General features: G+C 70.3%; 16 protein-coding genes and 1 pseudogene. 6 read left to right on the top strand and 11 right to left on the bottom strand.

Annotation, left to right across the window (positions count from 1 at the left end):
* Nucleotides 1-68: 68 nt before the first annotated feature.
* From LBW94_RS21765 to LBW94_RS21745, 4 genes and pseudogenes are all read right to left on the bottom strand, one after another.
* A complete protein-coding gene (locus tag LBW94_RS21765) occupies nt 69-437 on the bottom strand; it encodes a VOC family protein (protein WP_225052816.1) in 369 nt (122 codons plus the stop codon).
* 795 nt (nt 438-1,232) lie between these two features.
* Nucleotides 1,233-1,709: pseudogene (recX, locus tag LBW94_RS21755) on the bottom strand (recombination regulator RecX); the annotation flags it as partial.
* A gap of 796 nt (nt 1,710-2,505) precedes the next feature.
* Nucleotides 2,506-3,549, bottom strand: coding sequence for a recombinase RecA (gene recA / locus LBW94_RS21750; RefSeq protein WP_019928040.1), 1,044 nt, complete (start codon nt 3,547-3,549; stop codon nt 2,506-2,508).
* Between the two features lie 155 nt (nt 3,550-3,704).
* Nucleotides 3,705-4,754 (bottom strand): Lrp/AsnC family transcriptional regulator, encoded by a 1,050-nt coding sequence (locus LBW94_RS21745; protein WP_225052814.1) that lies wholly within the window; start codon nt 4,752-4,754, stop codon nt 3,705-3,707.
* A gap of 116 nt (nt 4,755-4,870) precedes the next feature.
* On the opposite strand from LBW94_RS21745, the gene LBW94_RS21740 reads away from it, so the two are divergent.
* Nucleotides 4,871-6,274 carry an MFS transporter gene (locus tag LBW94_RS21740; protein ID WP_225052813.1) on the top strand — a complete coding sequence of 468 codons (1,404 nt, stop codon included), beginning with the start codon at nt 4,871-4,873 and terminating at the stop codon, nt 6,272-6,274.
* A 219-nt stretch (nt 6,275-6,493) separates the two neighbouring features.
* On the opposite strand, the gene LBW94_RS21735 is transcribed toward LBW94_RS21740, so the two are convergent.
* From LBW94_RS21735 to LBW94_RS21710, 6 genes are all read right to left on the bottom strand, one after another.
* Nucleotides 6,494-6,949, bottom strand: coding sequence for a nuclear transport factor 2 family protein (locus tag LBW94_RS21735; RefSeq protein ID WP_225052811.1), 456 nt, complete (start codon nt 6,947-6,949; stop codon nt 6,494-6,496).
* A gap of 76 nt (nt 6,950-7,025) precedes the next feature.
* On the bottom strand, nt 7,026-7,916 hold the full coding sequence (locus LBW94_RS21730; RefSeq protein WP_225052809.1) for a pyridoxamine 5'-phosphate oxidase family protein: 891 nt from the start codon (nt 7,914-7,916) through the stop codon (nt 7,026-7,028).
* Nucleotides 7,917-8,257: 341 nt separating this feature from the next.
* Nucleotides 8,258-9,160: an amino acid ABC transporter permease gene (locus LBW94_RS21725; protein ID WP_225052807.1), complete on the bottom strand. Its 903-nt coding sequence runs from the start codon at nt 9,158-9,160 to the stop codon at nt 8,258-8,260.
* Nucleotides 9,157-9,840 (bottom strand): amino acid ABC transporter permease, encoded by a 684-nt coding sequence (locus LBW94_RS21720; protein WP_225052805.1) that lies wholly within the window; start codon nt 9,838-9,840, stop codon nt 9,157-9,159. Before LBW94_RS21720 ends, LBW94_RS21725 begins: the two co-directional genes overlap by 4 nt.
* An 87-nt stretch (nt 9,841-9,927) precedes the next feature.
* Nucleotides 9,928-10,755, bottom strand: coding sequence for a glutamate ABC transporter substrate-binding protein (locus tag LBW94_RS21715; RefSeq protein WP_225052803.1), 828 nt, complete (start codon nt 10,753-10,755; stop codon nt 9,928-9,930).
* A gap of 60 nt (nt 10,756-10,815) precedes the next feature.
* Nucleotides 10,816-11,544 carry an amino acid ABC transporter ATP-binding protein gene (locus tag LBW94_RS21710; protein ID WP_225053257.1) on the bottom strand — a complete coding sequence of 243 codons (729 nt, stop codon included), beginning with the start codon at nt 11,542-11,544 and terminating at the stop codon, nt 10,816-10,818.
* Between the two features lie 251 nt (nt 11,545-11,795).
* On the opposite strand from LBW94_RS21710, the gene miaB reads away from it, so the two are divergent.
* Nucleotides 11,796-13,337 carry a tRNA (N6-isopentenyl adenosine(37)-C2)-methylthiotransferase MiaB gene (gene miaB, locus LBW94_RS21705; RefSeq protein ID WP_225052801.1) on the top strand — a complete coding sequence of 514 codons (1,542 nt, stop codon included), beginning with the start codon at nt 11,796-11,798 and terminating at the stop codon, nt 13,335-13,337.
* A gap of 165 nt (nt 13,338-13,502) precedes the next feature.
* The gene (locus LBW94_RS21700) at nt 13,503-14,081 is read left to right on the top strand and encodes a hypothetical protein (protein WP_225053256.1); all 579 of its coding nucleotides are present in this window, start codon (nt 13,503-13,505) and stop codon (nt 14,079-14,081) included.
* Nucleotides 14,082-14,164: 83 nt separating this feature from the next.
* On the opposite strand, the gene LBW94_RS21695 is transcribed toward LBW94_RS21700, so the two are convergent.
* Nucleotides 14,165-15,631, bottom strand: coding sequence for a DUF349 domain-containing protein (locus LBW94_RS21695; protein ID WP_225052799.1), 1,467 nt, complete (start codon nt 15,629-15,631; stop codon nt 14,165-14,167).
* 456 nt (nt 15,632-16,087) lie between these two features.
* Between LBW94_RS21695 and LBW94_RS21690 the strand changes: the two genes are divergently transcribed.
* From LBW94_RS21690 to LBW94_RS21680, 3 genes are all read left to right on the top strand, one after another.
* Nucleotides 16,088-16,852 carry a hypothetical protein gene (locus tag LBW94_RS21690; RefSeq protein WP_225052798.1) on the top strand — a complete coding sequence of 255 codons (765 nt, stop codon included), beginning with the start codon at nt 16,088-16,090 and terminating at the stop codon, nt 16,850-16,852.
* A gap of 197 nt (nt 16,853-17,049) precedes the next feature.
* Nucleotides 17,050-17,979, top strand: a complete 930-nt coding sequence (gene miaA, locus LBW94_RS21685) for a tRNA (adenosine(37)-N6)-dimethylallyltransferase MiaA (protein WP_225053254.1) — start codon at nt 17,050-17,052, stop codon at nt 17,977-17,979.
* A gap of 16 nt (nt 17,980-17,995) precedes the next feature.
* On the top strand, nt 17,996-18,823 hold the full coding sequence (locus LBW94_RS21680; RefSeq protein ID WP_225052796.1) for a TrmH family RNA methyltransferase: 828 nt from the start codon (nt 17,996-17,998) through the stop codon (nt 18,821-18,823).
* Nucleotides 18,824-18,878 lie beyond the last annotated feature (55 nt).

Here is an 18,878-nt window from a genome sequence, read left to right as displayed (position 1 = left end):
GGCGTGCTGCCCCGGGGCGAGCGCTTGCTTGTAGTGCTGCCCCAGGGTGCGCGGTACTGCCTCGGGCGCTACTCCGGGGTGTGGCAGACGGCTTCGACGTTGTTGCCGTCGGGGTCGCGGACGAAGGCGCCGTAGTAGGTCGGGTGGTATTCGGGCCAGAGGCGGGGCTCGTGCAGGACCTCGGCCCCCGTGGCAACGGCGGCGTCGAAGAAGGCGCGCACGGCAGCGCGGTCCGGCGCGGCGAAGGCGATGTGCGACTCGCGGAAATCCGCACCGGTGCTGGGGCCCAGCCAGAAGTCGGGTTTCGGTGTGCTGCCATAGCCGATGACCGGCCCGAAATCCATCTGCCGGGCGCCGCCGATCGTGGCCAGCACGGTGTCGTAGAAGGCGGCGCTGACGGTGACGTCGGCGCATTGGATGGCCAGGTGGTCCAGCATCGAGAGGCTCCTGCTCGGTCAATCGGTGGGATGGTCACCGGAATCCTCGCCCCGGCGGTTCAGTTCGTCGAACACCACGGAATACGCGGTGGCGGAGGAGATGCCGCGGCGGGCGAGCAGGCCGACCAATTGGGAAGCCGCCTTGTCCCGCCGCAGCTCGGCCGACATGGTCCGGAGTTTCTTGCGCACCAGCTCGGCGGCGCGATCACGTTCGTCGTCACCTGCCGCGGCGTCCGGGTCGTCGTCTTCGTCGGGTGTCGCAGCCTGCCGAATCGTCTTGCCGCGGTGGAACTCCAGCCGTCGGGGTGAGGTCCCGCGTGGCGGCGGATCCACCTCGCCATCGCGGTCGGCGGCGTCCGCGTCGGTACGAGCCTGTTGCAGTTCGGCTTTCACGAGGGCGTAGGCGGCGGACTGGTTGTACCCCCGCCGGGCCAGCATGCCGACCAGCCGCCGCAGCACGGTGTCCCGGGGGAGGTCCGCCGAGAGTGTGCGGAGCTTGCGCCGCACGAGGTCGGCGGCGGCGTCGGCATCGATCCCAGCCGATCGGGCAGGGACAGCACGATTCAGCCGCCCGGCCCGGTTCCCGGCGCCCGCGCCGGTTCCGGTGCTCGCGCCAGCCGGGTCGCCTGTCTCGGTAGTGGCGTCCGCGTCTGTTCGGGTGCCGGTTTCGGTGGTGGCACCTGCGCCGGTTCTGGTTTCGGAGGCAGCACCTGTACGGGTACGGGTTTCGGTAGTGGCATCTGTGCCGGCCCGGTCGTCCGACTCGGCGTCGATGTCGGCGAAAAGTCCTCTGGTGGTGGGAAATTCGGCGATAACAGCGGCATAGGCGGTGGACTGGTTGTAGCCGCGTCGCATGAGCATGGCGACGAGGCGCTGAACGGCCTTGTCGCGGTCGAGGGTTCCGGTCCGGGTGCGCAGCTTGGCGCGGACGAGCTCGATCGCTCGCGCGTACTCGTCGTCGGGGGTGATGGCCGTCAGCGCGGCTTCCGCGTCCGTGTCGGCAATTCCCTTGCGCCGCAGCTCTTGTACGAGGGCCCTCTTGCCTCGGCCCGAATAGGTGTGCCGGGAATGGACCCACTGCTCGGCGAACGCCGCGTCGTCGAGGAGGCCGACCTCGGTGAGCCGATCCAGCACACGGTCGGCGACCTCGGGGGTGAAACCCTTGTCCGCCAACTTCTTCGCAAGCTCCGCCCGGCTGCGCGCACGGTCGGTGAGCAGCCGCAGGCACACCTCTTTCGCTTGCGCCTCGGTACCTCCGCCGGGTGCGGCCTCCGCATTGCCACCACCCCGCCGCCGGCCGCCACGCTTCGCGGGTCCGCCTTCGGCTCGGTTCTTTCCACCGGACCGCCCTCGGCGTTCGTCATGCTCCGCTTCGGGTGCACAGGTGTCCGACTCCGCCGCCCCGGCCCGCTGCGCTACCTCGCCCCGATATCCGAGCTCCGTCTCCCGAGTCGTCTCGTCCCGCCGACCCGGCTCGCGCTGTCGGCCGATCACCTTCGGCCGAGCCGCTTCGTCCCACGAACTCGTTTCGTCTCGCCGAGCGGCTTTGCGCGGTGACGCTGCTTCAACCGACCGACCCAACTCGGCCTGCCTGTCTACCTCGGTATGCAGGTCCGTGTCGGCTCGCCTGGCAGTCTCGGCGTGCGGGTCCGTGTCGGCTCGCACAGCCGCCTCGTCCTGCTGGTGGCGCTCGTTCTCCCGGACCTTATCGGCCCGTGGATCCGTCTCGGCCTGCCGAGCCGCTTCGGCGCGCCGGGCCGCCTCCACATTCCATTCCTGGTGCTGTGGAACGGATTCCGAGGTGGAGGTGAGGGGGCCGTTGTCGGAGCGCCAGATGCCTTGGGATGGTTCGGGGTTCGAGGAGTCGGGGTGGGGCTTTCGTTTCGCGCGGTGGGTGGAGCGGATGCGTTTCGGGCGGGGGTCCCCCAGTGGCTCGGACCCGGTCGAGCGGGCGTCGGCAGATTCCAGGTGCTCTATCTGCCGGCGCAGCCGCTCGACCGCGTCGAGCCGAGTCGCGTCGGAGCCGTGGAGGGGGTGTGGCTCCGGCGCTTCTCGGTGCGGCATCGGCTCAGAAGTCGACGGGCGCCTCCACGCCCGCGTCTGCGGTGACATCCGCACCGATACCGAGCTTCTCCTTGATCTTCTTCTCGACCTCGTCGCGCACGTCGGTGTTCTCCAGCAGGAACTTTCGTGCGTTTTCCTTGCCCTGGCCGAGCTGGTCGCCCTCGTAGGTGTACCAGGAGCCGGACTTCCGGATGAATCCGTGCTCGACACCCATATCGATGATCGAGCCCTCCTTGGAGATGCCGAACCCGTACAGGATGTCGAACTCGGCCTGCTTGAACGGCGGGCTCACCTTGTTCTTGACGACCTTGACCCGGGTGCGGTTGCCGACCGCGTCGGTACCGTCCTTGAGGGTCTCGATGCGGCGCACGTCCAAGCGGACCGAGGCGTAGAACTTCAGTGCCTTACCGCCGGTGGTGGTCTCGGGCGAGCCGAACATGACGCCGATCTTCTCGCGCAGCTGGTTGATGAAGATGGCGGTGGTGCCCGAATTGTTCAGCGCGCTGGTGATCTTGCGGAGCGCCTGGCTCATGAGGCGGGCCTGGAGGCCGACGTGGCTGTCGCCCATCTCGCCCTCGATCTCGGCGCGGGGGACCAGGGCGGCCACCGAGTCGATGACGATGATGTCGAGCGCGCCGGAACGGATCAGCATGTCGGCGATCTCGAGGGCCTGCTCACCGGTGTCGGGCTGGGAGACCAGCAGGGCGTCGGTGTCGACGCCGAGTTTGGCGGCATAGTCGGGGTCGAGCGCGTGCTCGGCGTCGATGAAGGCCGCGACACCGCCGTTGGCCTGGGCGTTGGCGACCGCGTGCAGGGCGACGGTGGTCTTACCCGAGGATTCCGGACCGTAGATCTCGACGATGCGGCCGCGCGGCAGGCCGCCGATGCCCAGCGCCACATCCAGTGCGATGGAACCGGTGGGGATCACCGAGATGGGCTGGCGCGCCTCTTCGCCCAGGCGCATGACCGCGCCCTTGCCGAAGCTCTTCTCGACCTGGGCGAGCGCCAGCTCGAGGGCCTTGTCGCGGTCGTAGGCCTGTGGTGGCATCGTCTGATCCCCTTTTCGACTGGTGGGTCTGGAGTCTGGTTGCCGCCCACGCTAGCCGGTGGCACCGACAAGTTCTGGCGGCCAGCTTAGACGAACATCTGTTCGAGGCAAGCGACGCGCCCCGCGATACGGGAAATCACCGGGCAACCCGGGTGCTACCCGCGGCCGGCCGGGGACATCGGGGCCGCCGGGGCGATCCGATCGGTGGGCAGCAGCATGGACTGCGCCTGTTTCAGCACCCGCAGGGTGGGGGTGACCTCCACGCCGGCGATGCCGTCCAGCGCGCCCAGCCGCTCGGTGAGATACCGGTACAGATGCGCGGTGTCCCGGCAGACGATGGAGGCCACGATGTTCGTCGGCCCGGTGGTCGCCGCCACGAAGGCCGTCTCCGGAAAACCGGCGATCGCCACGCCGACCGCGTGCAGATCGGTGGGCCGGGTCCGCAGCCAGAGGGACGCGCGCACGGCGTATCCCATCCGCTCGATGGCGAAATCGACGTCCAGATACAGCACCCCCGCCTGCGTCAACTCGGCCATGCGGCGCGCGACTCGCACTGCGCTCCAACCGGTTTCGGTGGCGAGCCGGGCGTACGAGGCGCGTCCGTCGCGGGCCAGCGCGGCCAGCAGGGTCTCGTCGGCCGACAGGTCCACCGCCGGGTCGGGACCGATGCGGTCGGGCTTCGACCGCCGGCTGGACCCCAGCTCGCGCCGCTGGTCCGGGGTCAGCAGCCGGCCGTAGCGCGGCCACTCCTCGTCCAGCGGGAAGCGGTGGATGATCTCGTGCGCGATCATCCCGGTCACCTGACTGGCCCGTGGCAGGGTGTCGAGCAACAGCCGATCCCGCTGCTCCAGGGTGCGCGGCCGGCTGACACAGGTCACCTCGGAACCGGTGGACAGCAACTGCACCCAGGCCACGTCGGGCAGCCGGGTCAGGGCCTCGGCCAGCCGCAGCGCCTTGTCCGGCGTCGACTGCAACCGCAGCATCCAGCTCGGACTGCCCAGCGGCACCGTGTCGACCAGGCCCGCGATGTGGATCATGCCGCGCCGCCGCAGCGCCTGGTAGCGCCGGGCGGCGGTCTGTTCGGAGACACCGAGGATCGCGCCGAGCCGCGCGAACGAGATCCGCGGATCGGTGGCGAGGCCGTGCACGATCTGCTTGTCGAGCAGATCCAGCACGGAGGATTCGCTATCCTTCTCGGCATCCATCGGAGGAATCACCCACATATCGCGCAACGACTGGGTGGATATTCAAGCATCCCGGAACCTTGGGTGTCGATATCCCTCGACCCGGCATGTGGCCGGTCCCGATTCCGGAGGTTTTCGTGCGGAGATGGCTCCCCTTGTTCGCGGCGTGTCTGGGCACGCTGATCCTGCTCATCGACATCACCATCGTGAACGTCGCCCTGCCCGCCATCGCCGCCGATCTCGGCACCGGCCTGTCCGGATTGCAGTGGGTGATCGACGGATACGCCCTGGCCCTGGCGGCGCTGCTACTGGTGCTCGGCTCGCTGGCCGATCGGCTGGGTGCGAAGCCGGTCTATCTGGCCGGGCTGGCCGTGTTCGCGGTGGCCTCGCTGGCGTGCGGACTCGCGCAGTCGTCGGCGGTGCTGGTGGCCGCCCGCGTCGTCCAGGGCGTCGGCGGCGCCGCGATGCTGGCGACCACCCTGTCGCTGCTGCATCTGACCTATACCGGCCGTGACCGGGGCATCGCGTTCGGCGCCTGGGGTGCGGTGGCGGGCGCGGCGGCCGGCATCGGCGTGGTGCTCGGCGGCGCGCTGACCGATCTGCTGTCCTGGCGCTGGATCTTCCTGGTGAACCTGCCGATCGCGGCGCTGGCGATCGGGCTGTCGGCCGTGGTGTTCGCCGCCTCGCCGCGACGGCCGGGAACCGGCGTCGACGTGCCGGGCATGTCGGCGTTCGCGGTGGGGGCGACCGCGCTCACCTACGGCATCATCCGGGGCGGCGAGCACGGCTGGTCCGACACTTCCGCGCTGCTGACGCTGGGTGGCGGCGCGCTGGCCACGGTGGTCTTCGTGCTGATCGAAAGCCGCAGTGCCACTGCGATGTTCCCGCTCGTGCTGTTGCGCAACCGGGCGTTCACCGCGACCCTGGTCGCCGCGGCGGCCTTCAACTTCGCGGCCTTCGCCAGTACTCCGCTGGTGTCGCTGTGGCTGCAACAGCAGCTGCGGTTGTCGCCGTTGCAGGCGGGGCTGGCGATGCTGCCGCTGGCGGTGACGGCATTCCTGGTGGCCGCCCTGTACAGCCGTTTCCTGCACGAACTCGCGCCGAAGTGGACCATCGGCGGCGGCCTGGCGGTGATCGGCGCGGGCAGTGCGCTGCTCACGATGATCGACGCCGGATCGACCTGGACCGCCCTGCTCGCGGGCTTCACGGTGATCGGCATCGGGGTCGGCGTGATGGCCCCGTCGCTGGTCTCGGTCGGCATGGCGGCGGTACCGCCGCAGCAGAGCGGCATCGCCGCGGGCGCGGTCAACACCACCCGGCAGCTCGGCCTGGCGCTGGGAGTCGCGATGCTGGGCACGGTGTTCCGCGGCAGGGCCGGTGCGGATCGCCGGATCCCGTTGTCACAGTTCGTCTCCGGGCTGGACGCCGCGGTGACCGTGGCGGCCGGGGTGGGTCTCGTCGCCGCAGTTCTGGTCTTCGGGCTGTTCCACCGCCGCGCCCGGACTCCCGAATCCGCCGCCCGGGCGGTGCCGGTGGGGTAGCGGGAGATGGGACTTGTTGCCGCGCAACGTGAGTCCGGCTCCAGGCGTCGGGCTCGACAGTGACAGCGGACGGGGCCGGGTGGTACCGGGCCTGCTGCTCTCCGGGTCGTACCGTCGTCGCCCGCGGACGCCCGGACCGGCCGCCGCCGCTGCCGCGGTCCTGGTGAGATGAACACGCGGATCCCGTTGCCCCGCAGCGGGGCAACGGGATCCGCGTGTTCATCGCAGTGGCAGCTCCCAGAGCTCCTGCTCGGGGCCGCGCGGGCCGAAGATCCGCCGGTCGGCCGCGGTGATGGCGATGTCGTTGATGCTCGCCTCGCGCCGCGACATCAGGCCCTCCGGGGTGAACTCCCACAGCTCGTTGCCGTAGCTGCGCCACCACTGTTCGTCGGTGTCGTGCCACTCGTACTGGAAGCGGACCGCCATCCGATTCTCCCGGAAGCCCCAGAGTTGCTTGCGTAGTGCGTACTCGAGTTCCCGTGCCCACTTGCGGCGGAGGAATTCGATGATCTCCGCCCGGCCGGTGACGAACTCGTCCCGGTTGCGCCACACCGAATCCTCGGTGTAGGCCAGCGCGACGGTCTCCGGATCCCGGGTGTTCCAGGCGTTCTCGGCGGCGCGCACCTTGGCGCGGGCGGAGTCCGGGTCGAACGGGGGCAGCGGCGGGCGGGTCATGGGTTCCTTCCGATCGGGGTTGATGCGGCACGGACATGATGGGGCACGAGTGGCCGTGCCGGTGGGAGGCGGCGGCTCAGGCCGGATTGACCGGGGACAGCTCGGGCTCGCCCCAGCGCAGCGGGCTCGCCTGCGGCACCGAGACCGCCTCGGTGACGGTGAAGTCGATCGAGCACTGCGCGCCCGGCGCGAATGTCGCTTCGTCCCAGGTGATCTCGGCGAGGCCGGTGAGATGCAGGGTGGCGCCGGTGGCCCAGTCGGGTACCAGCAGGCCGCAGCGCGGGTCGGTGACGATGTTGCCGAGCGTCATGAACATCGAATTGCCGCGGTAGTCCGGCCAGCGCAGCTGGGTGGGGGAGAGCACCCGCAGGAAACCGGGATTACCGCCGCGGTGGGAGGCGTCGGCGTTGCCGTCCGGATCGGCGCTGCCGACGAAGAACGAATCGGCCGCCGAGATAATCTGCCGCGCAGTGGAATTCAGCGACGCGGCACGGACCGGCGGGCCCGGCAGCGCCGGTTCGAAGGCGACGATCCGGCGCCGGGTGATGTACTGCGGGCAGTTCGAGTACACCTGTTCGGTGGTGAGCCGGATGCCCTCGCCGTCCGGTTCGGCGACGCCGTTGATCCGGACTCGGCGGCGGGTCTGCGGTTGCAGCGCGATCAACCCCACTCGCCGCCGGGTCCGCAGCAGCGTCACCAGCGGATCACCGGCTGCGGGCCGCCCGCCGAGCAGGATCGTGCGCGCGTCCACCACCTGCGCGAAACCGGGCAGCCCGATGATCTGGCCGACCCACGGCCGCCCGGCGTCGTCGGCCGTCGCGATCACCACCATCGGCTGATCGGCGAGGAAGGCCGCCGCCGGGCCGGGGATGTCGGCCCGGATACCGCGACCCACCCGGGCGGCGATGTGCCCCTGCCCCATTCGCTGCTGCACGGCCAGTTCGCCGTCGTGGAAAACCGATCCCATGCGGGCCTCCTCCGGACTGCCTGCGGTGGTGGCGCAACCCCGGGCTTGCCCGGAGCGCCCCTGGACGGCGGGGTCGCGACCTGGACGACCGGGACGCGACCTGGACCGGGACGCGACTGGACTACCGGGCCGCGAACCTGGACTGCCGGGCCGCGAACCTGGATAGCAAGGACGCCACCCCGGATGACCGGACGCCACATCTTCTGAAGGTATCCGCGGTACTTACAGCTGTCAACCGTTAAAACAATTTAAACGGTTAGTCGATGGCTCTGAAACGACCTCGGCCCCGCCGCCGATCGCACGGATCGGGGGCGGGGCCGAGGTAGCAGCGGGAAATGCCCTCAGGTCTTGCTACCGGACAGGGTGATGTCCAGTCCGGGTGCGGCGTCGGTGAGCGCCGCGGCGGCCGGAACCACCGCACTGCTGCGCCGGCGCGAGCGCAGCCGGCGCTCCAGCAGGGTCGCCGCCTTCGACAGCGCCCAGTTCAGCACGATCATGACCACCGCGACCACGATCAGCGCGGGCACCGTGTTCTGCTCCGCGGCGCCGAGTTGCTGCCCCTGCCGGACGATCTCCTGGAAGGTGATCTGGTAGCCGAGCGCGGTGTCCTTGAGCGCCACCACCATCTGCGACACGATCGCCGGCAGCATCGCGGTGATCGCCTGCGGCAGCAGGATCAGCCGCATCAACTGACCCTTGCGCAGGCCCAGCGCGACCGCCGCCTCGGTCTGTCCCTTGGGCAGCGAGCGGATGCCCGAACGCACGATCTCGGCGACGACCGAGCCGTTGTAGATGGTCAGCGCCACCACCACCGCGGTGAGCGCCAGCTGATCGGGGACGATCAGGTTGTTCTGCGCGAAGTAGTTGTACAGGAAGATCATCAGGATCAGCACCGGGACGGCCCGGGCGAGCTCGACGATCACGCCCGCGACGATCCGCACGGCGAGGTGGTCCGACAGCCGGGCCAGGCCGAAGATCGTGCCGAGGATCAGCGCGAACACGATCGACAGCAGCGCCGCGGTGATGGTGCCGCGCAGACCCGGCAGCAGATAGGTCTGCCAGACGTCGCCCTCCAGGAACGGCTTCCACTTCGCGGCGGTGATCTGCCCGTTGTGCTGGAAGGCGCGCACCACCAGCCAGGCGATCACGACGATCACCACGGCCGCCACGACCGAATAGATGTTGTGCCGCAACCGGGTCCGGGGACCGGGGGCGTCGAACAGGACGGAGGCGTCGGAACTCATCGCTTCACCTCGTATCGCTTCGCCAGCCAGCCGAACAGCAGACCCTGCGGGAGGGTCAGCACCACGAAGCCGAAGGCGAAGATCGCGCCGATCACCAGCAACTGCGCCTCGGATTCGTTCATCGTGGCCATCAGATTGGCGGCCTCGGCCACACCGATCGCGGAGGCGATGGTCGAGTTCTTGGTCAGGGCGATCAGCACGCTGCCCAGCGGCGCGATCACCGACCGGAACGCCTGCGGCAGCACCACATGACGCAGGTTCTGCCCGAAGGTCAGCCCCAGCGACCGGCCCGCCTCGGACTGCCCGAGCGGGACCGTGTTGATGCCGGCGCGCAGCGACTCACAGACGAAAGCGCCGGTATAGATGCTCAATCCGAGCACCGCGAAGCGGAAGTTGTTGGTGTCCAGGAACTTCTGACCGCTGCCACCGGCCAGTTTGATGTGCAGGGTGGTGTAGAGACCCAGCGAGCAGAAGACCAGGATCAGGGTCAGCGGCGTATTGCGGAAGATGGTCACATAGGCCGTGCCGAGCCAGCGCGCCACCGGAACCGGCGACACTCGCATCCCGGCCACGACGGTGCCCAGGATCAGGGCGCCGATGCCCGACAACACGGTCAGCTCGATGGTGGTCCAGAATGCGTGCAGCAGCTGGGAGCCGTACCTGGAGATCAAGTCGAACACGGCGGCCGTGTCCCTCCGATCGTCATGGAAACAGTGCGGCCGGCACGAGGAGCGGCGCCGAGCGACCGCTCCTCGCGAGCCGGGAGATCAGTAGCGGTCGACCGCCGGGGCCGGGGACGTCACGAAGCCGGTGCTGCCGAACTCCTGGTCCAGGTCCTTCTTCCAGGTGCCGTCCTTCTCCATGGCCTCGATCGCGTCGTTGACCTTGTCGCGAGTGGCCTTGTCGCCCTTCTTGAGACCGATGCCGTACTTCTCGGTGGTGAACGGCTTGCCGACCACCTTCAGGGCGCCGCTGGACTGCGCGGCGTAGCCGGCCAGGATGATGTCGTCGGTGGTGACCGCGTCGACCGCGCCGGACTTCAGCGCCTCCACGCACAACGAGTAGGTGTCGTACTCCTGCAACGCCACATCCTGGGCGTAGTTCTTCTGGATGTTCTGCGCCGGGGTCGAACCCTTCACGGAGCAGAGCTTCTTACCGCCCTTGAGCGACTCCGGGCCGGTGATGTCGGTGTTGTCCTTGCGGACCAGCAGGCCCTGACCGGCGATGTAGTACGGACCCGCGAAATCGACCTTCTCCTTGCGGGAGTCGGTGATCGAGTAGCTCGCGACGACGAGGTCGACCTGACCGTTCTGCAGCAGCGTCTCGCGCTGCGCCGACGGCGATTCCTTGAAGGTGATGTTCTCCGGCTTCACACCGAGCTTGCCGGCGACGTACTTGGCGACGTCGACGTCGAAGCCCGAGAACGAGCCGTCCTTGTTGCGCAGGCCGATACCCGGCTGGTCGAACTTGATACCGATGGTGATCTTGCCGTCCGCGGCCTTGTCACCGGCGGATTTGGAACTGCCGCCACCACAGCCGGCCACAGCCAGGGCGAGGGCGCCGATGCCGAAGCGCAGCGCGCGAGTGATCCTCATCTGTTGTGTTCCTTCTCTCTTGTGTGCGGAGAACGCCGCATTTATCACGATCGCGGGGACTCAGTGGCTCAGGATCTTGCCGAGAAAATCCTTCGCCCGATCGGAATTCGGAGCGGTGAAGAAGGTTTCGGGATCGCTGTCCTCGACGATCTGCCCGTCCGCCATGAACAGCACCCGATCCCCGGCCCGGCGCGCGAAGCCCATCTCGTGGGTGACCACGAGCATCGTCATGCCCTCTTTCGCGAGCCCGGCCATCACCTCGAGCACCTCGTTGACCATTTCCGGGTCCAGGGCCGAGGTGGGTTCGTCGAACAGCATCACCTTGGGATTCATCGCCAGCGCACGGGCGATGGCCACGCGCTGCTGCTGCCCGCCGGACAACTGCGCCGGATACTTGTCGGCCTGGTTGGCGATGCCGACCCGGTCGAGTAGTTCCAGCGCGTGTGCCCGCGCCTGCTTCTTGTCGATGCCGCGCACCTTCACCGGCGCCAGCATGACGTTGTCCAGAATTGTCTTGTGCGCGAACAGGTTGAACTGCTGGAACACCATGCCGACCTCGGTGCGCAGCCGGGCCAGCGCCCGGCCCTCCGCGGGCAGGTCGGTGCCGTCGATGGCGATGGTGCCCGAATCGATGGTCTCGAGCCGATTGATGGTGCGGCACAGGGTGGATTTGCCCGAGCCGGACGGGCCGAGCACGATCACCACCTGCCCCCGGGGCACCTCCAGGTCGATGTCCCGCAGCACGTGCAGCTTGCCGAAATGCTTGTTCACCGCGCGGATCGAGATCATCGGTGCGGCGTCGGCAGCGGTGGTCGCGTCGGCGGCGTCGGTGGAGGTGCCGGATATCGCGTCGGCAGCGTCGGTCATGGTCCTTGACCTTAGGGTGAAACGACTGGATTCGCGCAACTTCCAGGGGTGGCGACAGTACCCGTTCCATCGGGTTTAACCATACCTTGACATTGGTGATCCGGATCACGCATGACCGGCGGTCGGCGGCTACGGGTGGAGCAGGCCGTTTACCCGCCCGATACCCTGGACGAGTGAATTCGTCCAGCGCCTCGTCGCCGAGCGTCGTGCGGACCTACGAGGTGCGCACCTACGGCTGTCAGATGAACGTGCACGACTCCGAGCGATTGTCGGGCCTGCTCGAGGACGCCGGATACGCGAAGGCCGAACCCGGCGCCGGGGCCGACCTGGTGGTGTTCAACACCTGCGCGGTCCGGGAGAACGCCGACAACAAGCTCTACGGCACCCTCGGCCACCTCGCCCCGATCAAGGCCGGGCGGCCCGGGATGCAGATCGCCGTCGGTGGCTGCCTGGCGCAGAAGGATCGTGACACCGTCGTGCGCCGCGCGCCCTGGGTGGACGTGGTGTTCGGCACCCACAACATCGGCTCGCTGCCGGTGCTGCTGGAACGCGCCCGGCACAACGAGGAGGCGCAGGTCGAGATCCTGGAGTCGCTGGAGGCGTTCCCGTCGACGCTGCCGGCCAGGCGGGAATCGGCGTACGCGGGCTGGGTGTCCATCTCGGTCGGCTGCAACAACACCTGCACCTTCTGCATCGTGCCGTCGCTGCGCGGCAAGGAGGTCGACCGCCGCCCCGGCGATGTGCTCGCCGAGGTGCAGGCCCTGGTCGAACAGGGCGTCCTCGAGGTCACGCTGCTCGGTCAGAACGTGAACTCCTACGGCGTCAACTTCGCGGACGTCTCCGACGAGCAGACCCGCGACCGCGGCGCCTTCGCGAAACTGCTGCGCGCCTGCGGCGGTATCGAGGGCCTGGAACGCGTCCGGTTCACCTCCCCGCATCCGGCGGAGTTCACCGAGGACGTCATCGAGGCGATGGCCGAGACCCCGAACGTGTGCCCGCAGTTGCACATGCCGCTGCAATCCGGTTCCGACCGGGTGCTGAAGGCGATGCGCCGCTCCTACCGCAAGGAGCGCTACCTCGGCATCATCGAGAAGGTGCGGGCCGCCATGCCGCACGCCGCGATCACCACCGACATCATCGTCGGCTTCCCCGGTGAGACCGAGGAGGACTTCCAGGAGACCCTGGATGTGGTGCGGCGAGCCCGGTTCACCAGCGCGTTCACCTTCCAGTACTCGATCCGGCCCGGCACCCCGGCCGCGACGATGGCCGATCAGGTGCCCAAGGCGGTCGTCCAGGAGCGCTACGACCGGCTGATCGCCCTCCAGGAGGAGATCTCGCTGGACGCCAACCGCGCGCTGCTCGGCACCGCGGTGGAACTGCTGGTCGCCGAGGGCGCCGGCAAGAAGAACGCGGCCACCGCCCGGATGAGCGGCCGGGCCCGCGACGGGCGGCTGGTGCATTTCCGGCCCGGTCCGGGGGAGTCCGCGATCCGCCCCGGCGACCTGGTCACCGTCGAGATCACCGGCGCCGCGCCGCATCACCTGATCGCCGACAGCGAGGTCCGCGACCACCGCCGCACCCGCGCCGGCGACGCCCACGAGCGCGGCATCACCCCGAAGACGGCCCCGGTCGGCGTCGGCCTGGGCCTGCCGCGCATCGGCGCCCCGGAACCGGTCGCGGCCGCCGCGGGCTGCGACACGGGCTGTTCCGCGTGAATTCGTGCCGCCCGTTCCGAACGAATTCACGCCCGGCGACGGCGGGGCGGCCGAGGAAGGGACGCGATGGCCGAGCAGGATGATCCCGGGCGTGGTGATGCCGGGCAGGACGACGCCGGGCGAGATGCCGCCGCCCGCGCCGAACGAGAGCCGAACGAGGAGACGATGAAACCCGCCGAGAAGCCAGGCTTCGAGCAGTTCCGCGGTGATCTGGAGGCGGTCGAGCGCAAGATCGCCGGTGAGATCGACCCGGGCTCACGGGCCCTCGTGGTGGCCGGGGCGGTCTTCGTGCTGCTGCTGTCGCTGATCCTGCCGCACGCCGGGCACACCCGTGGCCTGGACATCCTGGTGTCCGACGACGTGGCGGCCGCCGATCACATCGGGCTGCCGTCGCGGGTGTTCGAGTGGTTCGTGCTGGTGTTCGGCATCGGGTTCTCGGCGCTGGCCCTGGTCACCCGCCGGTGGGCGCTGGCCTGGATCGCCGTCGCGGGGTCCGCGGTCGGCAGCGTCTTCGGGGTGCTGTCGATCTGGCATCGGCAGACGCCGGGCATCGGCAACTATCACGGCGCCGGGCCGGGCATCGGGCTGATCCTCGCCACCCTCGCGATCGTGGTGCTGACCTTCCACTGGATCCAGGTGGTCTGGGCCCGGACCTCGGTCCATCTCCAGGCCGAGGAGCAGCGCCGCATCGCGGCCGCCGCGGCCGAGGAGGAATACCGCCGCCGGCTGTTCGGCGACAAGTAGACATTCATGCCGGTGACCAGGCAGTGGTCGGCGGTGGCCCGGTACCGGTCGGCTGCGCCCCGGGCTGCCGACCGGCCCGTCGCTCAGCGCTGGCTGACCGCGCCCTCGGCGGCCTCGGCCCACTCCCGCCACTGCTTGGCCTGTTCCAGCGCCTTCTCCGCATCCCGGGCGCGGCCGGCGGCCTGGGCCTTGGCGGCCTGCTCCTCGAACTGGGCGACCCGCTCACGGAACTGCGCCGCGCGGGCCATCGCCTCCGGATCGCTGCGCCGCCACTGCGCGTCGACCGCGTCGCGGACCCGCTTCTCCAGCGTGCGCAACCGTCCCTCCAGCTCCTGGATCCGCTCGCGCGGGACCTTGCCCAGCGCATCCCACTTCTCCAGCAGATCGCGCAGCCCCGCGCGGGCGGCGTCGAGATCGGCGGCCGGGTCGATCACGCCTTCGTAGGCGGACAGCAACTCTTCCTTGGCGGACGCGTTGTGCTCGAACTCGGCGTCGCGCTCGGAGGCCGCGGCATTGCGGGCGGCGAAGAACACGTCCTGGGCGCTCTTGAACCGCCGCCACAGCTGCTCGTCGGCCTCCCGGGGCGCGCGGCCCGCGGCCTTCCAGTCGTTCAGCAGATCCCGGAAGACCGCGGCGGTGCCCGCCCAGTCGAGCGAGCCGGACAGCTCCTCCGCCCGGACACACAGCTCTTCCTTGCGGGTCTTCGCGGCGGCCCGCTCGCGGTCCAGTTCGGCGAAGTGAGCGCCGCGGCGCCGGTTGAACGACTCCCGCGCCTTCGAGAACCGCCGCCACAGCGCGTCGTCGACCTTGCGGTCCACGCCGCGGATGGTCTTCCACTCGTCGAGGATCTCGCGCAGCCGGTCGCCGGCGGACTTCCACTGGGTGGAGTCGGCGGCGATCTGCTCGGCCTCGGCGACCAGCACTTCCTTGCGCTCGGTCTGCTCGTGCCGGGTGCGTTCCTTCTCCTCCTTGGCATGCGCGGCGGCCTCGTCGGAGTGTTCGATGATCGCCTGCAACCGCTGGGCCAGGCCGTCGATATCGCCGATCACCGCGGCCGTCGGCAGCGATTCGGCCAGCGCGGTCGCGGCCGTCTTCGCCTTGCGGGCGTCGGTGCCGGCGGCCAGCCGGGCTTCCAGCAGCGCCACCTCGGTGGCGAGGTCGTCGAAGCGGCGGCCGAAGTGGGCCAGGCCCTCGGCGGCGTCGCCGGCCTGCCAGGAGCCGACGGTCCGCTCCCCGTCGGCGGTGCGGACCCAGGCGGTGCCGTCCTCGTCGACCCGGCCCCACCGGCTCGGGTCGCTGCCCGCGGGGGTGGTGACCGGGACCGGGTGCGGATGTTCGGCGGCCGGGCCCGCGACGGGTTTCACGGCGTGCGGTTTGGGGGATTCGGGTTTGGGCGTGCCGGGCTTCGGGGTACCGGGATCACGTGGCGTGGCCTCCGCGTGGCTCGCGGCATCGGCAGGGGTGGGCCGATGCGCGGCGGAGTTGCCGGCCTGCTGTGCTGTGCCGGGGTCCGGGTGGGTAGCCTTCTCGGTTCCGCTGTTGTCGGTCATCGCTCCTCGTCCCTGCCGCGCGTCACGGCTGCCTGGTTACGCCCTAGCTCATCCCATTCAACCAGGTGGGTGGCGGAATTGCCGTGTCTTGTCCACGGTGGCGCTGTGCCTGCGGCGTTGCCGGGGGCCGTTTCGGGGGCGATTTCCCGGCGCGGTGACCCGACCTTGATCGGGCCTCCACCGGATGGTTATGTCCCGCGGGTCGCGGGACGATCGTGCGGCTCGGCGACGTTTTTCGGCCACCGGCCGGCCGTGTCCGGAGCCCCGGCGGCCCCCGGTACGGGCGATTCCGATCGGAATACGGTCCGAAGTTCGCTCCGGCGGGCGGCCGGTCAAGGGGGATGCGGGCCGCGCGGGCCGGGTGCGGCGATCCGTGGCGGTGGCGGGCCGGGCCGATCGGGCGGCGAATCGCACTACCGCGTCGGCGGTGGTGATCCGCCCGCTACCGTGGACGGCGTGTTTGCTGCCGCCGTGCTGATCCCGTCGCCGCCCGTGCTGCTTCCCGAGCTGTGCGGTGGCCTGCCGGATCGCGATCCCGACCACCTCGCCGCGCAGGTGCGGCCGCTGCGGGACGCGGTGCTGGCGGCCGGGCTCGCGCTGTCGGAGGCGGACCGGTGGACCGTCGTCGGCGCCGCCGAGCACGAGCAGACCCTCGGCCCCGGTACGGTCGGCACCTTCCGCGGTTTCGGCGCGGACGTCCGGGTCGGGCTGTCGGACGCGGCGCTCACCGGCCGCACCCCGGCGGACCCGGCCCTGCCGCTGCCGGTCCTGCTCGGTGGCTGGCTGCGCGGGCAGGTGGCGCCGCGGACACCGGCGCAGGCCCGGCTCGTCGGCGCCGCCGCGACTGCGGAGCACTGCGGTGCGCTCGGCGCCGCGTTGCGCCGCGAGTTGGACACCGACCCAGGGACGCACGGCGTCCTGGTGGTCGCCGACGGTGCTGCCACGTTGTCGACCGCCGCACCCGGTTACCTGGACGAGCGGGCCGCCGCGGTGCAGGAGCGCCTCGACGCCGCCCTCTCGGCGGGCGACCGCACCGCACTGGCCGCGCTCGACCCATCGCTGTGCGCCGAGCTGGAGATCTCCGGCCGGGCCGCTTTCCAGCTCCTGGCCGGACTGTTCGACGCCGACCCGAAGGTCGACACCCGCTACTGCGCGGCCCCTTTCGGCGTCGCCTACCACGTGAGCATCTGGACCGACCCGAACCCGGCGCACCGGTCGTGACGGCGTCCGGCCCGGCGGCGGAGCAGCCGGGTACCGAAGTGTGCGAGCTGCCGGGTACCGAAGCGGCGGTGCAGTTGCGGACCGAGGTGGCCGGGTGGTCGGGAACCGAGGCGAGGCGGGAGCCCGGCACCGAGGCCGCCGGGCAGGTCGGGATCGGGCTCGGGCCGGTCGGGGGATTGCCCAGCGGCACCGGCGAACTGCCCGTGCCGATCGCGGTGGTCGGACCCACGGCGACCGGAAAGTCCGATCTGGCACTGGAATTGGCGCAGCGGCTGGGCGGTGAGATCGTCAACATCGATGCGATGCAGCTGTATCGGGGCATGGATATCGGCACGGCGAAACTGCCGCTCGCGCACCGCCGGGGCATTCCGCATCACCAGCTCGACGTGCTCGACGTGACCGAGACCGCCACCGTCGCGGCCTATCAGGCCGCCGCGGCCGCGGATGTCGAGGCGATCCGGGCGCGCGGCCGGGTGCCGGTCGTGGTGGGCGGCTCGATGATGTATGTGCAAGCGCTGCTGGACCGCTGGGAGTTCCCCGCCACCGATCCGATGGTGCGCGCGAAATGGGAGGCGCTGCTGGCCGAATCTGGCGTGGCGGCCGTGCATGCCGCGCTGCGCGAGGCGGATCCGGTGGCGGCGGCCACCATTCTGCCCACCGACGGCCGCCGGCTGGTCCGCGCTCTGGAGGTGGTCGAGCTGACCGGTCGCCCGTTCGCCGCCTCGCAACCGCGGATCGGCGAACCGCGCTGGGGCACAATCATTGTCGGGGTGGACCGGGAAACCTCTGAACTGGACGACCGAATCGCGCGCCGGACCGCGGCGATGTTCGCCGGCGGCCTGGTCGACGAGGTGCGCGGACTGCTCGACCGCGGCCTGCGGGAGGGGCAGACCGCGCGGCGCGCCATCGGCTATGCACAAGTCCTCGCGTACCTGGACAACGAATACGACCTGAACCATGCGCAGGAGCGCACATTCATCGGCACCCGCCGATACGTACGCAGGCAACGCTCGTGGTTCCGCCGCGACCCGCGCGTGCACTGGGTGCCGGGAGCCGATCCGCAGGTGATCGACACCGCGCTGACCCTGGTGCGCACGCTCGGCGCACGGGACACCCACACGGAGTAGACAGGACGAGCCGGCAGTGACGACGCGCAACGCCGCGGTCGCGGAGTGGCAGGCATATCTCACCAATCGGAACCGGCGACACCGGGACGGGCGCTTCCTGATCCAGGGCAGGGAGGCGATCGCCGCGGCGCTGCGGCACGGCTGGCCGGTGCAGACGCTGGTCTACCGGCTGGGCGCGCCCGCGCTACCGGGCTGGGCCCGGGAGCTGCTGGACGCCGGTACCGTGCCGGCGGTCGGCCTGGTGCCGGAGCTGATGGTCGAATTGGCCGAGAACTACGGCGCCACACCGGAACTGGTGGCCGTCGCGGCGATGCGCGCGGTCACGGCGGACGAGGTCCGGCCGCCGGTCGGCTCCGGCCCGCCGGTGATCGTGGTGGTGGAACGGCCCGAATCGCCGCTGCGACTGGGCGGCACCATCCACACCGCGCACGCCTTCGGCGCGGCCGCGGTCGGGGTGAGCGGGCCCGGCGCCGACGAGTACGACCCGCAGTGCGTGCGGGCCTCGGCCGGTTCGCTGTTCGCGCTGCCGGTGTTCCGGGTGCCGGGCCCCGCGGCGGTGCGGGAGTTCCGGGATCGGCGGACCGGACGCGGCGCCGACATCCGGATCATCGGCGTGGTCGCGGCCGACGATCCGGATGTCGGCACGGCGCGGCCGGTGGACACGCTGGACTTCACGGGTGGCACGATCGTCGTTGTCGGCGAGGGTGATCTCGGCGCCGCCTGGCGCGCGGAGTGCGATGTGCTGGTGCGGGTGCCGGCCGCGGGTACGCTCGCGGCGCCGTGCACGGCGTCGGTGGTGTTGTACGAAATATCCCGGCAGCGGCGGGCGTTGCGCCGCGGGTGAGCCCGCGGCAGGTGGCGGAGTGCGGCGGAGGAGCGGAGATGGCGGAGCAGGAGAC

It is taken from the genome of Nocardia sp. alder85J (assembly GCF_020176955.2).
Lineage (GTDB): Bacteria > Actinomycetota > Actinomycetes > Mycobacteriales > Mycobacteriaceae > Nocardia.
Note: the sequence above shows the minus strand (reverse complement) of the source record. Positions and strands in the feature narration are given on the sequence as shown.